This is a genomic window from Mesorhizobium sp. M2A.F.Ca.ET.067.02.1.1 (genome assembly GCF_004023285.1).
Taxonomy (GTDB): domain Bacteria; phylum Pseudomonadota; class Alphaproteobacteria; order Rhizobiales; family Rhizobiaceae; genus Mesorhizobium.
In genome coordinates this window covers 18,239-30,768 of sequence record NZ_RZSB01000003.1, presented here as the reverse complement: position 1 = coordinate 30,768, position 12,530 = coordinate 18,239, and the positions used below count along the sequence as shown (strand labels likewise).

At 61.3% G+C, this 12,530-nt stretch carries 16 protein-coding genes and 1 tRNA gene; 11 read left to right on the top strand and 6 right to left on the bottom strand.

The features are described 5' to 3' along the window. Nucleotides 1–125 precede the first annotated feature (125 nt). The 10 genes from EOA28_RS38575 (at nucleotide 126) to EOA28_RS00810 (ending at nucleotide 6,285) form a co-directional block, all read left to right on the top strand. Complete coding sequence (locus tag EOA28_RS38575) at nucleotides 126–302, top strand: hypothetical protein (protein ID WP_189341867.1); 177 nt, start codon at nucleotides 126–128, stop codon at nucleotides 300–302. Between the two features lie 138 nt (nucleotides 303–440). Further along, a complete protein-coding gene (gene murA / locus EOA28_RS00850; protein WP_127251224.1) occupies nucleotides 441–1,733 on the top strand; it encodes a UDP-N-acetylglucosamine 1-carboxyvinyltransferase in 1,293 nt (430 codons plus the stop codon). Nucleotides 1,734–1,824: 91 nt separating this feature from the next. Beyond that, nucleotides 1,825–2,256: a DUF2948 family protein gene (locus EOA28_RS00845; protein ID WP_127251225.1), complete on the top strand. Its 432-nt coding sequence runs from the start codon at nucleotides 1,825–1,827 to the stop codon at nucleotides 2,254–2,256. A 2-nt stretch (nucleotides 2,257–2,258) separates the two neighbouring features. Further along, nucleotides 2,259–3,551 carry a histidinol dehydrogenase gene (gene hisD, locus EOA28_RS00840; protein ID WP_127251226.1) on the top strand — a complete coding sequence of 431 codons (1,293 nt, stop codon included), beginning with the start codon at nucleotides 2,259–2,261 and terminating at the stop codon, nucleotides 3,549–3,551. Nucleotides 3,552–3,553: 2 nt separating this feature from the next. Then, nucleotides 3,554–4,039 (top strand): UPF0262 family protein, encoded by a 486-nt coding sequence (locus tag EOA28_RS00835; RefSeq protein ID WP_126079133.1) that lies wholly within the window; start codon nucleotides 3,554–3,556, stop codon nucleotides 4,037–4,039. A gap of 214 nt (nucleotides 4,040–4,253) precedes the next feature. Continuing rightward, nucleotides 4,254–4,706, top strand: a complete 453-nt coding sequence (locus tag EOA28_RS00830; RefSeq protein WP_281058997.1) for a low molecular weight phosphatase family protein — start codon at nucleotides 4,254–4,256, stop codon at nucleotides 4,704–4,706. A gap of 87 nt (nucleotides 4,707–4,793) precedes the next feature. Further along, complete coding sequence (infA, locus tag EOA28_RS00825; RefSeq protein ID WP_006200926.1) at nucleotides 4,794–5,012, top strand: translation initiation factor IF-1; 219 nt, start codon at nucleotides 4,794–4,796, stop codon at nucleotides 5,010–5,012. A gap of 19 nt (nucleotides 5,013–5,031) precedes the next feature. Continuing rightward, a complete protein-coding gene (locus tag EOA28_RS00820; RefSeq protein ID WP_126079134.1) occupies nucleotides 5,032–5,658 on the top strand; it encodes a Maf-like protein in 627 nt (208 codons plus the stop codon). Continuing rightward, complete coding sequence (gene yacG / locus EOA28_RS00815) at nucleotides 5,655–5,864, top strand: DNA gyrase inhibitor YacG (protein WP_126079135.1); 210 nt, start codon at nucleotides 5,655–5,657, stop codon at nucleotides 5,862–5,864. The genes EOA28_RS00820 and yacG overlap by 4 nt, the downstream gene beginning before the upstream one ends. 345 nt (nucleotides 5,865–6,209) lie before the next feature. Beyond that, a tRNA-Phe gene (locus EOA28_RS00810) sits at nucleotides 6,210–6,285 on the top strand. Between the two features lie 73 nt (nucleotides 6,286–6,358). On the opposite strand, the gene EOA28_RS00805 is transcribed toward EOA28_RS00810, so the two are convergent. The 5 genes from EOA28_RS00805 to EOA28_RS00785 all read right to left on the bottom strand — a co-directional run bounded on the left by EOA28_RS00805 (nucleotide 6,359) and on the right by EOA28_RS00785 (nucleotide 9,183). Continuing rightward, a complete protein-coding gene (locus tag EOA28_RS00805; protein WP_128314355.1) occupies nucleotides 6,359–7,435 on the bottom strand; it encodes a tyrosine-type recombinase/integrase in 1,077 nt (358 codons plus the stop codon). Next, on the bottom strand, nucleotides 7,435–7,671 hold the full coding sequence (locus EOA28_RS00800; protein WP_128314354.1) for a hypothetical protein: 237 nt from the start codon (nucleotides 7,669–7,671) through the stop codon (nucleotides 7,435–7,437). The genes EOA28_RS00805 and EOA28_RS00800 overlap by 1 nt, the downstream gene beginning before the upstream one ends. 1 nt (nucleotide 7,672) lies before the next feature. Then, nucleotides 7,673–8,341, bottom strand: a complete 669-nt coding sequence (locus EOA28_RS00795; protein ID WP_128314353.1) for a hypothetical protein — start codon at nucleotides 8,339–8,341, stop codon at nucleotides 7,673–7,675. A 244-nt stretch (nucleotides 8,342–8,585) separates the two neighbouring features. Then, nucleotides 8,586–8,834, bottom strand: a complete 249-nt coding sequence (locus tag EOA28_RS00790) for a hypothetical protein (RefSeq protein WP_128314352.1) — start codon at nucleotides 8,832–8,834, stop codon at nucleotides 8,586–8,588. Continuing rightward, nucleotides 8,827–9,183, bottom strand: a complete 357-nt coding sequence (locus EOA28_RS00785) for a hypothetical protein (protein WP_128314351.1) — start codon at nucleotides 9,181–9,183, stop codon at nucleotides 8,827–8,829. The genes EOA28_RS00790 and EOA28_RS00785 overlap by 8 nt, the downstream gene beginning before the upstream one ends. Before the next feature lie 436 nt (nucleotides 9,184–9,619). Here EOA28_RS00785 and EOA28_RS00780 point away from each other — a divergent pair, with 436 nt between their 5' ends. Beyond that, on the top strand, nucleotides 9,620–10,612 hold the full coding sequence (locus tag EOA28_RS00780) for a methyltransferase domain-containing protein (RefSeq protein WP_128314350.1): 993 nt from the start codon (nucleotides 9,620–9,622) through the stop codon (nucleotides 10,610–10,612). On the opposite strand, the gene EOA28_RS00775 is transcribed toward EOA28_RS00780, so the two are convergent. Beyond that, nucleotides 10,609–12,528, bottom strand: coding sequence for a hypothetical protein (locus EOA28_RS00775; protein ID WP_128314349.1), 1,920 nt, complete (start codon nucleotides 12,526–12,528; stop codon nucleotides 10,609–10,611). The two genes, EOA28_RS00780 and EOA28_RS00775, sit on opposite strands and share 4 nt — an antisense overlap. Nucleotides 12,529–12,530: the final 2 nt, after the last annotated feature.

Here is a 12,530-nt window from a genome sequence, read left to right as displayed (position 1 = left end):
TGGGGCGGTATGCGCGGCCGATCCACAGCGTGAAACCCGCCGGACGGCCTGCTTTCATGACATTGCCGGGCCAAAATGCTACCCTTTGCGGAATAGCAGCCGGCTGACCGGTCAGGGATTGGACGATGGGCGAGAAGACAAATCCACCGAAAAAGGGCGAAGCCGTGCACAAGGAACGGCTGGCCGAAGCGTTGCGCGCCAATCTGCAGAAGCGCAAGGCGCAGGCCCGCTCGCGCCGCACCGGCAGTGCCGATCAGCGGCCGGAAGGCTTGCCGGCTGCTGGAAAAATGCACAAGGACTGACCAAATCAGCCATACTGCCCGGCCATGGTCGGTCCGGTTTCAGGAAAATCCTATTTCTTGAACCAAGCCGGCCAATGGTCTAAGCCGGGCGCATCAACCGATTGAACCGGCCTGTTCTGGCCGAGGGGACGTTTTCTAATGGATCGCATCAGAATTGTCGGCGGCAATGAGCTGGCCGGTACCATTCCGATCTCGGGCGCCAAGAACGCGGCGCTGCCGCTGATGATCGCCTCGCTGCTCACCGACGACACCCTGACGCTCGAAAACGTGCCGCATCTGGCCGATGTCGAGCAGCTGATCCGCATCCTCGGCAACCACGGCGTCGACTATTCCGTCAACGGCCGCCGCGAGAGCCAGCAGAAAGGCTATTCGCGCACGATCAATTTTTCCGCCCGCAACATCGTCGACACCACCGCGCCTTACGAGCTGGTGTCGAAGATGCGCGCCTCCTTCTGGGTTATCGGGCCGCTGCTTGCCCGCATGGGCGAGGCCAAGGTGTCGTTGCCCGGCGGCTGCGCCATCGGCACGCGCCCTGTCGACCTGTTCCTCGAGGGCCTGCAGGTCCTTGGCGCGGAACTCGACGTCGACAATGGCTATGTCCTGGCCAAGACCCGGAATGGCCGCCTGGTCGGCAATCGTTACGTCTTCCCGAAGGTTTCGGTCGGTGCCACCCATGTGCTGATGATGGCGGCCTCGCTCGCCAAGGGCGAGACGGTGCTCGAAAACGCCGCGCGCGAGCCGGAGATCGTCAATCTCGCCGAATGCCTGATCGCTATGGGCGCCAAGATCCACGGCGCCGGCACCTCCACCATCACCATCCAGGGCGTCGAGGCGCTGTCCGGCGCCCGTGTCCGCGTCATCCCCGATCGCATCGAGACCGGCACCTATGCCATGGCGGTGGCGATGACCGGCGGCGATGTGGTGCTGGAAGGCGCGCGGCCCGACCTGTTGCAGACGGCGCTCGACGTTCTCGTCGAGACCGGCGCCGAGATCACGCCGACCAACGAGGGCATCCGCGTCAAGCGCAACGGCGCCGGCATTGCGCCGGTCGACGTGACCACCGCGCCCTTCCCCGCCTTCCCGACCGACCTGCAGGCGCAGTTCATGGGCCTGATGACCATGGCCAAGGGCAAATCGCGCATCACCGAGACGATCTTCGAAAACCGCTTCATGCATGTGCAGGAGCTTGCCCGGCTCGGCGCCCACATCACGCTTTCCGGCCAGACGGCGATCGTCGACGGCGTCGCCAAGCTCAAGGGCGCTCCCGTCATGGCGACCGATTTGCGCGCCTCGGTGTCGCTGGTGATCGCCGGCCTTGCGGCCGAAGGCGAGACCACGGTCAACCGCGTCTACCACCTCGACCGCGGCTTCGAGCGGCTGGAAGAGAAGCTCTCGGGCTGCGGCGCGGTGATCGAGCGCATTTCGGGCTGACGTACCGCGGCATTCTTTCCCAGCGGTTGCGCCGAGCGGAAAGACCGCATAACAGAACGTTGCATTGTCAACGTTCAGGTGCGTATTCCGCATGGCTCTCAAGCTCATCGCGCTCGACGATCAGGATCTGAGCATCGTCTCGGCGCATGTCCAGGACGCCGTGATGAAGGTCTCCGACCTGGAGTACCTGCCGGCGGCCAAGCGCTTCGTGCTGACCATGAACCGCTTCGTCTGGGAGGCGAAATCGGGCCTCTTTCGCCAGCACAATGAACGGCGGCAGAGCGTTCTGCATTTCGACCGCGTGCTCGGCGTCAAGACCAGCGGCATTCAACGCGACAAGCCCGCCGAAGTGCTGTCGCTGCTGGCGATCAGCTTCATTGCCATCAGCAAGCCGGCCGGCATCGTCGAATTGGTGTTTTCGGGCGGCGGCACCATCATGCTCGACGTCGAATGCGTCGAGGCACGGCTTGCCGATGTCGGCGGCGCCTGGGAAGCCACCTCGCGACCTGTGCACAGAGGCTGACGATGGCCATCACGCTCCGCCAGACCGATACCGATTTCGAGCAGCGCTTTTCGGCCTTCCTCACCACCAAGCGGGAAGTGTCGGCCGATGTCGAGGCCGTGGTGCGCGACATCATCTCCCGCGTGCGCGCCGAAGGCGACAAGGCGCTGATCGACTACACGCTGAAATTCGACAAAGCCGATCTCGGCGCGCTCGGCATCGCCGTGTCGAAGGACGACATCGCCAAGGCCTATGAAGCGGCCGATCCGGCCACCGTCGAGGCGCTCAAATTCGCGCGCGACCGTATCCGTTCGCATCACGAGCGGCAAAAGCCGAAGGACGACCGCTACACGGATGCCGCTGGCGTCGAGCTGGGCTCGCGCTGGACGGCGATCGAGGCCGTCGGCCTTTATGTGCCCGGCGGCACGGCGAGCTATCCAAGCTCGGTGCTAATGAACGCCGTGCCGGCCAAGGTCGCCGGCGTCGAGCGCATCGTCATCGTCGTGCCGGCGTCGGGCGGCGTCATCAATCCGCTGGTGCTGGTGGCGGCCGACCTTGCCGGCGTTTCGGAGATCTACCGCGTCGGCGGCGCGCAGGCCGTTGCGGCGCTTGCCTATGGCACCCAGACGATCAGGCCGGTCGCCAAGATCGTCGGTCCCGGCAATGCCTATGTCGCGGCGGCCAAGCGCCAGGTGTTCGGCACGGTCGGCATCGACATGATCGCCGGACCGTCGGAAGTGCTGGTGGTGGCCCGTGCCGACAACGATCCGGACTGGATCGCGGCCGACCTTCTGGCGCAGGCCGAGCATGATGTCTCGGCGCAGTCGATCCTGATCACCGACAATGCCGAATTCGGCAGGGCGGTCGAGCAGGCGGTCGAACGCCAGTTGCAAGTCCTGCCGCGCGGCGAGACGGCGGCCGCCAGCTGGCGCGATTTCGGCGCGGTGATCCTGGTGCCGACGCTCGATGCCTCGCTGCCGCTGGTCGACAGGATCGCGGCGGAACATGTCGAGCTCGCCTTCGACGATGCCGAGGGCTTCCTTTCCAGGATGCGCAACGCGGGCGCCGTGTTCATTGGCCGGCACACTCCGGAAGTGATCGGCGACTATGTCGGCGGCTCCAACCACGTGTTGCCGACAGCACGTTCGGCGCGTTTCTCCTCGGGCCTGTCCGTGCTCGATTTCGTCAAGCGCACCTCGATCCTGAAGCTCGGGCCGCAGCAGCTCAAGGCGCTGGCGCCCGCCGCGATCGCGCTTGCCAAGGCGGAGGGGCTCGATGCGCATGCCCGCTCCGTCGCGATCCGGCTGAACATGTAGCGATGCCCGGCCGCGACCAAACCCGCCACAGGCTGACCGACGTCGAGCTCGACGAAACGATCGGACGTTCGACGCCCGACGTCGAGCACGAGCGGGCGGTGGCGATCTTCGATCTCATCGAGGAGAACAGTTTTCGGCCGGTCAACGACGACGGCGCGGGTCCTTACAGGCTCAAGCTTTCGCTGGCCGAGTCGCGCCTGGTCTTTGCCGTCAGCCGCGAGAACGGCGCCGAGGTGGTCACCCACATCCTGTCGCTGACGCCGCTCAGGCGCATCGTCAAGGACTATTATTTGATCTGCGAAAGCTATTACGAGGCCATCCGCTCCTCGACGCCCAGCCATATCGAGGCGATCGACATGGGGCGGCGCGGCCTGCACAATGAGGGCTCGCAGACCCTGATGGATCGGCTCGCCGGCAAGATCGAGATCGACTTCGACACGGCGCGGCGGCTGTTCACGCTGGTCTGCGTGCTGCACTGGCGGGGCTAGATCAGGATGACGTTTCGTTGAACCGCCGTCCTGGTCCAGCTCTTTGTTGGAGCATGATCTTTTCCAAAAACCGGTTCCCACTTTTTGGGATCATGGTCTTTTGTTGGCGCATGATCTCTTCCGAAAACCGGTTCCCACTTTTTGGGATCATGGTCTTTTGTTGGAGCATGATCTTTTCCAAAAACCGGTTCCCACTTTTTGGGATCATGCTCTAGTGCCGGCCGCCCTGCCCCACTCGATCCTGTTTTTGTGCGGCATGAACGCCGTGCGCTCGCCGATCGCGGAGCAGCTGGCGCGCCGCATGCTGCCTGCCACCACCTTCGTCGCTTCGGCCGGCGTGCGCGCCGGCGAGCGCGATCCGTTCGTCGATGCGGTGCTTGCCGAGGACGACCTGTCGCTTGGCGAGCGCCAACCCCGGACGCTGGAGGATCTGGAGGATGATTATTTCGACCTGATCGTGACGCTGGCGCCGGAGGCGCACCACGCCGCGCTCGAGCTCACCCGCTCACTCGCCGTCGAGGTCGAATACTGGCCGATGCCGGACCCGACCGACACCGGCGGGACGCGCGAGCACATCATGGCGGCCTATCGCGACGTGCGCGAGCGGCTGAAAACGCGCATAAGCCGACGTTTCCTGCTTCCAGAGGCAGCAAACGCCACGGATTAAGCGTGTTCACAAGCGCACGATTATCATATAGGTTCCGCCGCAATTTCCAGCCGGGTGCTGGAACTACCATCCAAGCAAAGGTATCGAATGCCGAAGGAAGAAGTCCTCGAGTTTCCAGGTGTGGTCACCGAACTGCTGCCCAATGCGATGTTCCGCGTGAAGCTCGAAAACGAACATGAAATCATCGCCCACACGGCCGGCCGCATGCGCAAGAACCGCATCCGCGTGCTGACCGGTGACAAGGTCCTGGTCGAGATGACGCCTTACGACCTGACCAAGGGCCGCATCACCTACCGTTTCAAGTAGCAAATCGGCGTTAAGCACGATGAGCATCCTGCAGAAGCTCGTGCTTGCCTCGGGTTCGCCGCGCCGCATCGAACTCTTGCAGCAGGCCGGCATCGAGCCGGACCGGGTGCTGCCCGCCGATGTCGACGAGACGCCGCAGCGCGCCGAGCATCCGCGTTCGCTGGCCAAGCGCCTGTCCAAGGACAAGGCCGAGAAGGCGCTGGCCTCGCTGAAAAGCGAGGAAGATTACGCGCCCGCCTTCATCCTCGCCGCCGACACGGTGGTGGCGGTGGGGCGGCGCATCCTGCCCAAGGCCGAGACGATCGACGACGCCATCAATTGCCTCGGCCTGCTCTCCGGCCGCTCGCACCGCGTCCATTCCGGCGTCTGCCTGATCACGCCCGGCGGCAAGCTGCGCCAGCGGCTGGTGGAGACCAGGGTGCGCTTCAAGCGGCTGCCGCGCGAGGAGATCGACGCCTATGTCGCCTCCGGCGAATGGCGTGGCAAGGCCGGCGGCTATGCCGTGCAAGGCCTGGCCGGCTCCTTCGTGGTCAAGCTGGTCGGCTCCTACACCAATGTGGTCGGCCTGCCGCTTTATGAGAGCGTGGCGCTGCTTTCCGGCGAAGGCTTCAAGGCGCACAAGAACTGGCACGTCGCGCGGCCATGAGCCTGGACGACAAGGTGACACCGCTTCGGCCGAAGCGGCCCTGCCCCGAATGCGGAAAACCGTCCTCGCGCGAGCACTATCCGTTCTGCTCCGCGCGCTGCAAGGACATCGACCTCAATCGCTGGCTGAAGGGCGCCTATGTCATCCCCGGCCGTGAAGAGGAAGACGAGGACAGCCCGAAGCCTGGCCCCAAGGACGAGGGCTAAGCGCCAGCGGCACGCCCCCTTCTAAACCGCGTCGCGATCTTTCAGATCGCTCCATGCGCTTTAGGTTTTGATTTTACGCATGTCTTTATCCCGAAACCGGTTTCCACTGCGGGAGACATGCTTAGGGTGGTTGCGGGCAATCAGATCCCGGCTTTGCCGGCAAGTGCGATTGCTCCTTTGCCGACATCGTTCGAACCCCATTGCGCGGCTGCGACAATTGCCCCGGAAAATCGCCCGTTAGGCGCTGGACAGCCAAGATTCCCGTGCTATAACCCACGCGCTTTCAAGGGGCGCCGCCTGGTGCCCTCGCGAAACCCGGTGGGCGCATCCCGTTAGCCGGCGCAGGCCCAGATAGCTCAGTTGGTAGAGCAGCGGACTGAAAATCCGCGTGTCGGTGGTTCGAATCCGCCTCTGGGCACCATTCTACAGCCTTGTTATTGCTGTGCTTTTCGCCGCGTTTCATTTCTGCAAGCCTTTGAGTTTGACGTTTTTTGTCAGGCGGGTTTGACAGTTTTTGTTCGCCGCCTGTTCACTTCGGCGTCGAAGCTCGACACGACAGCTGTCATTTTCCGCGCCTTGTTGGCGCGCTTGGAATAGTGCCGAGCCATCTCGATCGTCTTCTGACCGAGCATGTCGGCGATGGTGCGCTCGTCGTAGCCCATCTCGGCCAGGATGGTTGCGACGGTGTGGCGAAGACCCTTGAGCGTCAGGCCTGACTGGACGGCGCCGGACTTCTCCAGCTCCTGCCGGATCGGCCGCCACGATGCACGGAAGCCCGAGACCGTCCACGGCCGGCCAAAGCTGTTGGCGCAAAGAGTGATGGCGTCATGCTTCGGCGCCGCCTCGAGCGCGGCCAGAACGGGCGCCGGGAGCGGATACCAGACAGGCTCGCCGGTCTTGCCGCGCCGCGCGTCGATCATACCGCCAGAAATGGCCGTGGGCGGGATTTTAAGCGCGTCCTGCGGGTCGAGCCCGCAATACATCATCAGCGAGACTGGCAGCGCCATATGCGCCGGCAACGCAGCCTCTACAGCATCGCGCTCGCTGTCGGCCCATGGCCGGTTGGCGTCCGGCGCTCCGCGCGGCCGGCGTATGCCCTTGATTTTAGCCGCCGGGTTGATCTTCAGATAGCCGCGTTCGACACCCCAGGCGAACAGCAGCGCCATCACCGTCCGGACGTAGTTGCCGAAGCGCCGGCCGTGCTTCCCCGCCGCCTTATCGCGGATCCTGACGACAAGCGGCGACGTAAACCGGTCGAGCATCGTGTCGGCGATCGGCTGCAGATAGTCGAAGCACTTCTGGTAATCGTCGCGGGTGCGTGCCGCGAGATCGGTGAAGTATGGGCTTCCACGATAGCGCGCTATGAGCTGCCCCAGCGTGCCAGGCTTCGGATTGTCGGACTTGTCGACCAACGCGACGATGCGCGCGCATTCTGCGAAGAATGTGATGCCGCCCAGCGGGAACTTGGCCAGGTCGACCATGGCGCCGGTCTTGCGATGCTGGCATCGCCATTTGAACGGCGGCTTCCGGTCGCGCCAGATCTTGAAGCCCTTGACGCGCACTATCGCCATCAGCCGAGCTTTCCAATCAACTCGTCGTCGCTCGACGCAGCGCCACCTTTCAAACTGTCGAGCCACGCATCGAGGTCGCGCATGTCATAGCGGCGATTGCCATTCGGCATCGAAACCGGTGAGACGCCGCACTCGGCCGGGAACCGCTTTGGCGTGATGCCGCAGTATTCCGCAGCCTCTCGCACGTCGAGCATGCGCCTTGGCGATACCTTGAGGTTGAGGGTCGCGCTGGACATTTTAAGCGGTGCCGTCGTTCGTAGTGGCTACGACCAGTTCATCATCATTGAGATGATCAGCGCAATCCGGCGATCCTCCAGAACCTGGATTATCGATCAAGATGCGCTTTCCTAGTGACTTGAGGTGGTCGACCCCGATGAAGAATCGATTGCCGGCAGAATTCGAATCTACAGAGTGGAAGATGCGTTCGGCCTCTTCATTCGGCAATTTCTGCAGATGTTCCGAGCTGCTGAAGAAGAACCGTACGTTATGAAGGGAGCGCCGGTCGAATGTCATCCAGGCCGCGCTACCATCTTCCTGCAATTCGAAACTTTTGATCTTGAAGCCCGCCGCTTCATAACCCCTGTTCATTGCAACTAACATGAAATTGGCCAGCTTTCTGCCCTCACCGCGAAAGGCTTCTGACAGGCCCGGCTGATCCGGGCTCCTGATCAAGCAGCAGTTCGAAAACAGATGCTCGGCCACTTGGAACGCATCAGCCGGGCGCCGAGATACAAGGGAGAGGATGTGAAAAAGCCCTTCGCCGATAGTCATGTGTGGTGCGGATTGGCCTCGCGGACCGGTTGCAATCTTCAATTCTTCTCGTAGTGGCCTACAGCGCTGATCGATCTCGCTCAGCGGCCGGCCAGTGATAGAAGCGAGAAATTGCTGAAGTTCACGAGAGCGCATGAATCACCTCTTTGGTAAAGTTTCCCAAAATATTCAGATGCGCCAATCCGTGTCAATGGTAGAGATTGCTAATACCCCCCTGCCGATATACCCGGCAGGGTAGGGTCGGCAAATTTGCTGACCCTTTAACTGGGGAAATTCCCCAGTTGGCCGTTTCGAAAAGGAACGCCCAAGCAGGTGGGGAATTTCCCCACCACGAGGTGCGGAATTTCCGCACCGATGGTGGCTAAATTAGCCACCAAAATCAGCCTGTTACAGCAGCCGTTTCCCGTGTGTCAGCGATCGCAGCCCAAGCCTCAGTGCGCCTCATTTCCGCGTCTTCGATCTGGTTAACGCACCGCTGAGCGAGGCTGCAGATGACGTTGGCGAGTTCGCGATCGATGGGCAGGATACGGCTTTCCGAGATCATGAAAACCGCGCGCGCCAAGATCGCGGCTTCCGACAGGCTCGGCTCCATTTCGATGATGATGTCTTCAACGCCGCGCTCAGCCATTTGAAGGCTTCCCCGCCAAAACCGTGGTGGCGCGCTCCCATTTCAGGCCGCCGGGGATGCCGTTGATGGTCTCCGAGATGAGATCGAATCGGTCCACCTGGTAGGAGAACTCTCCCTTCTTTCGCCTTGCCGTCATTACCCAGCGACTATCCGGGCGCGCGGCAATCAAGTCGTCGGCCGCCGCTGCGGCCATGAGAAGATGATGCTGAAGGCGATCGAGCGCAGAACCCTGCTCCACTCCGGAACAATGTTCGATAGCGCCGAGCGCCACGCCAGCGGCCGGCGCGGCGGCCAGGCCAAAGAGGATCGAGCGGCGCGATAAAGCGTTCCCGTTGAGAACGGTTTTCATGGGTGTATAGCCTCACGGTTCGAACCGGCTTCTCACAGCCGGCGGAAATTGTTCCGGTCTGGAACATTTTCCAGCATCGGTGGCGGACCGAAAGCCGGGGGGTGAGAAGCTGCCGTGAGACAGCTCGAACGCTTTTAAGGTTTCCCTCTGGACAGCACGCTCGCCCCCGGCCATAAAGAGCCGGTCAGAGCCGCGCCGCCAAGCGCGTCTGTCGAACTGCGGAAATTCCGCAATTCACGTCACCGCCGCCCGCACGCTGCCAGGCGTAGGGCAAATTCCTGCCAGGGAATCTTGCGGTCTATCACGGTCCGGGTTCTCACACCCACGGACACGCTGCGCTGATTTGGTTAAAAATTCAAGCACCTCCCCTCTCGGGGAGCCGACTCTTGTTTTTGCTCCTCCAAGGTGGTAGCGGCGCGAAAGAGGTATAAGAACAATGGCAATTGCGACTAGGAATGCTCGTCTCCTCTCGATGTTCGACCAGACCGGCTTCGGCCTAGAAGTCGGGCCGAGCTATAACCCGCTGCTGCCAAAGTCAGAGGGGTTCAAGGTCGAGACCATCGACCACGCGGACGCCGCTACCTTGCGCAAGAAGTACATTAGCAACGCTGAAAATATAGAAGAAGTCGACTATGTGTCTGACGGTCGGAGCATGCTCGAAATTATCGGTGAGCAGGCACGTTATGACTTCATTGTGGCATCCCACGTGATCGAGCATGTCACGGATATCGTCCGATTTCTTCAGGATTGCGAGGCGCTGCTAAAGCCCAATGGTCGGCTTGTTCTGGCTGTTCCAGACAAGCGCTATTGCTTCGATGCGTTGCGGCCTCTCTCCACGGTTGGCCAGGCGTTGCAAGCCTATGCCGAAAAACGCCAGCGGCATACGGCGGGCAGTCTTTTCGACCATGTCGGCTACTTCTGCAAAACACCGCGAGGCACGGTCTGGAAAGAACAGGTGTTGGACGACATAATCGTGCCCTTCACCGCCGGCGAGGCAAACGACAAGTTCAATACGGTTTTAGCTTCGGATCAATATCACGACGTTCACGCGTGGCAATTCACGCCGGCGTCTTTCCGGTTCCTGGTCAAAACTTTGAGAGATACCGGCTACATACAATCCGGTGAGGCTTCGTTTTACAAACACCCATGCCCGCAGCCAGGCATGCACGAATTTTACATCAGCCTATCGAAGGCGGCCGGCCCAATCGAAGAGAGCGGAACCAGCCTACTACGGCAAGCGGAAGCCGAGTTGCGAGAGGTGAGTTTCGATGCACCGCGACCTGATCCCGAAAAAGTCGAGTTACGCGCGCAACTGGAAGCGGCTCGCCGGCAGGCCAAATATCTCGAAAGTGTCAACCAACAGCTGCGGGCGTCGACCTCTTGGCGGGTCACGGCGCCACTGCGATACCTAAAAACGATGTTCTCCTAGTTACCCTGCATCACGACCCAGTTGGCACCGTCAGAAACCAGCGTCGCCCATTTGCCTGCAGTGGCGGCAAGTATCGCAGTGGCGGCAGCACCACCACCCAGGGGCACCACGTTCGCGGACGCCGAGACAACGGTGAAGGCCTGCAAGTTCCTGATCATGATCTCGCGACCAGGGTAGGAAACTGCGGCTGGAAGCGTCACGGTGCACGTGGCACCAGCCTTATTGTTGTTCAGCCAGTTCTCAGTGTCGGCAACAGTAAAATCTGCCGTCTTGGTGACCGGAACGCCACGTCCCAGCGATCCACTCAAACTGAACATCTGCTTGGAACCGAACCGTGCGACTTCGACCAGTGCATCGGCGACTCGAATAAATACGCCTAGCGCGGAGTTGACCCAATTTCCGTCAAGCGGGATCGCTTTGATGGCGGCAGTCTGCTTACGAGCGATAGTCGTATCGCGGCCGAAGAAGGCCGCAGTGACGATCTTGCCGGTGGAGTTGGCGCTCGATGTGCCCTCCAATCCGAGCGAAAGCACCTCGGTTGCGTTCGTGTTGTCAGCCTCGGAGACGTGCAGCCTTGTTCCGGCAACTGACGCCGCGCGCGGGCCGATGCTCGTTGCTCCGTTGATATCGACTGTCCAGATGCTAGCAGCCAAGGCGGCATCGAAGAATCGAGCGTAGAAGCCGGTGGGCGCTACATCTGTCCTTCGCTGGAGCAGGAGCGTGTCGCCATTGTTAGCAATCTGCCTGCCGCAGTATGTTGCCGACGAAGAAAGCATTCCTACATTGACGCCGCTGTCAAGAACGCCGCCGTCCTGAATCGCGATGCCCTGCCGCCATGCGTTCGTCGGCTTGTTTGAGGCATCGATGTACAGAGCATATCCGGCAATCTTTGTGCCGCCAGACGCCAGACTGAGGGCGGTCTTCAGTTTTGGCGGGTTGTGCGGAACATCGGCATTAAGGTTGTTAAAGTCGATTTCGACGGCTTGCACGTGGACGTCAGGATGGCCAGTGTTCCATTGCGCAAGAAAATTGCCCCCCCAGACGTTCGACGAGCCGCTCGGGCCCGATTCAGCACCGCCATACACGCCGACCTTATCGCCGGCGGCGGCTGTTCCCGCGGAAAGCTGCCCTGCAATAGCATAATGCCTGTCGCCTATGGCACTTGGATTGGAAAAGTAGCTGACATAGGTCAGCGCGCCTTGTCCGGCGAGGCTATACAGTCCGGCATTTGCCTTTACCCAGACCCCAACGCTGACGGCGACATCGTCGGCCGGAACGTATATGGAGCCACTCGTATCTGCCGCGACTCGACTTGTGAAATCTCCCAATGTCCACTCGAAAAAGCCGCTGCCGACCTGATACGCGGTCAAAACTCGCGAGGTGTCGAGCGCCTTGAGCGCGGCTATGGTGGTGACAACCGGTGTCGCGCTATCTCCGGCACGGTTGAAAACGAAAGCATAGAGGTCGTCGGCGGCAAAAGCACCGAATCCTCCAACGTAGGCCACCGTCACCTTGCGATAGCCAGAGCCGTCTACAACTGACCCTCCGACTTCAAAGGCATGCATCACTGCGGTATCGGATATGCCTCTAACGGTCAGCAGGCCACGCACGCTGTTGGTGCTATCATCCCAAGTATCGATGACGCTGCCGATTGTAACTCCGGTCAAGTCGATATCGTCGAAAAAGATTGCCGTGGCCTCGTCGGCAGAGGTGCCGTTGATCCGAAACAGGCCTTGCCCAGGGTCCGCGTCAGTTGTCGATGATGAGAATTTGAAGGCCAAACCGGATCCTAGATGTAGGGCCTCGATATAGGCTCCCCATTCGCGAATTTCTGATTTCTTGGGCGGCCACTGACCAGATGAGGGCACACCGTCGGTGACGTAGTTGCGCCATATCTCGTTGGCAAACTTGAGCATCA

Excerpts from the sequence above, each read along its gene's own strand:
- EOA28_RS38575 (WP_189341867.1), top strand. The coding sequence starts at position 126 with ATGGGCGAGAAGACAAATCCACCGAAAAAGGGCGAAGCCGTGCACAAG.
- murA (WP_127251224.1), top strand. The coding sequence starts at position 441 with ATGGATCGCATCAGAATTGTCGGCGGCAATGAGCTGGCCGGTACCATT.
- EOA28_RS00845 (WP_127251225.1), top strand. The coding sequence starts at position 1,825 with ATGGCTCTCAAGCTCATCGCGCTCGACGATCAGGATCTGAGCATCGTC.
- hisD (WP_127251226.1), top strand. The coding sequence starts at position 2,259 with ATGGCCATCACGCTCCGCCAGACCGATACCGATTTCGAGCAGCGCTTT.
- EOA28_RS00835 (WP_126079133.1), top strand. The coding sequence starts at position 3,554 with ATGCCCGGCCGCGACCAAACCCGCCACAGGCTGACCGACGTCGAGCTC.
- infA (WP_006200926.1), top strand. The coding sequence starts at position 4,794 with ATGCCGAAGGAAGAAGTCCTCGAGTTTCCAGGTGTGGTCACCGAACTG.
- EOA28_RS00820 (WP_126079134.1), top strand. The coding sequence starts at position 5,032 with ATGAGCATCCTGCAGAAGCTCGTGCTTGCCTCGGGTTCGCCGCGCCGC.
- yacG (WP_126079135.1), top strand. The coding sequence starts at position 5,655 with ATGAGCCTGGACGACAAGGTGACACCGCTTCGGCCGAAGCGGCCCTGC.
- EOA28_RS00805 (WP_128314355.1), bottom strand. The coding sequence starts at position 7,435 with ATGGCGATAGTGCGCGTCAAGGGCTTCAAGATCTGGCGCGACCGGAAG.
- EOA28_RS00800 (WP_128314354.1), bottom strand. The coding sequence starts at position 7,671 with ATGTCCAGCGCGACCCTCAACCTCAAGGTATCGCCAAGGCGCATGCTC.
- EOA28_RS00795 (WP_128314353.1), bottom strand. The coding sequence starts at position 8,341 with ATGCGCTCTCGTGAACTTCAGCAATTTCTCGCTTCTATCACTGGCCGG.
- EOA28_RS00790 (WP_128314352.1), bottom strand. The coding sequence starts at position 8,834 with ATGGCTGAGCGCGGCGTTGAAGACATCATCATCGAAATGGAGCCGAGC.
- EOA28_RS00785 (WP_128314351.1), bottom strand. The coding sequence starts at position 9,183 with ATGAAAACCGTTCTCAACGGGAACGCTTTATCGCGCCGCTCGATCCTC.
- EOA28_RS00780 (WP_128314350.1), top strand. The coding sequence starts at position 9,620 with ATGGCAATTGCGACTAGGAATGCTCGTCTCCTCTCGATGTTCGACCAG.
- EOA28_RS00775 (WP_128314349.1), bottom strand. The coding sequence starts at position 12,528 with ATGCTCAAGTTTGCCAACGAGATATGGCGCAACTACGTCACCGACGGT.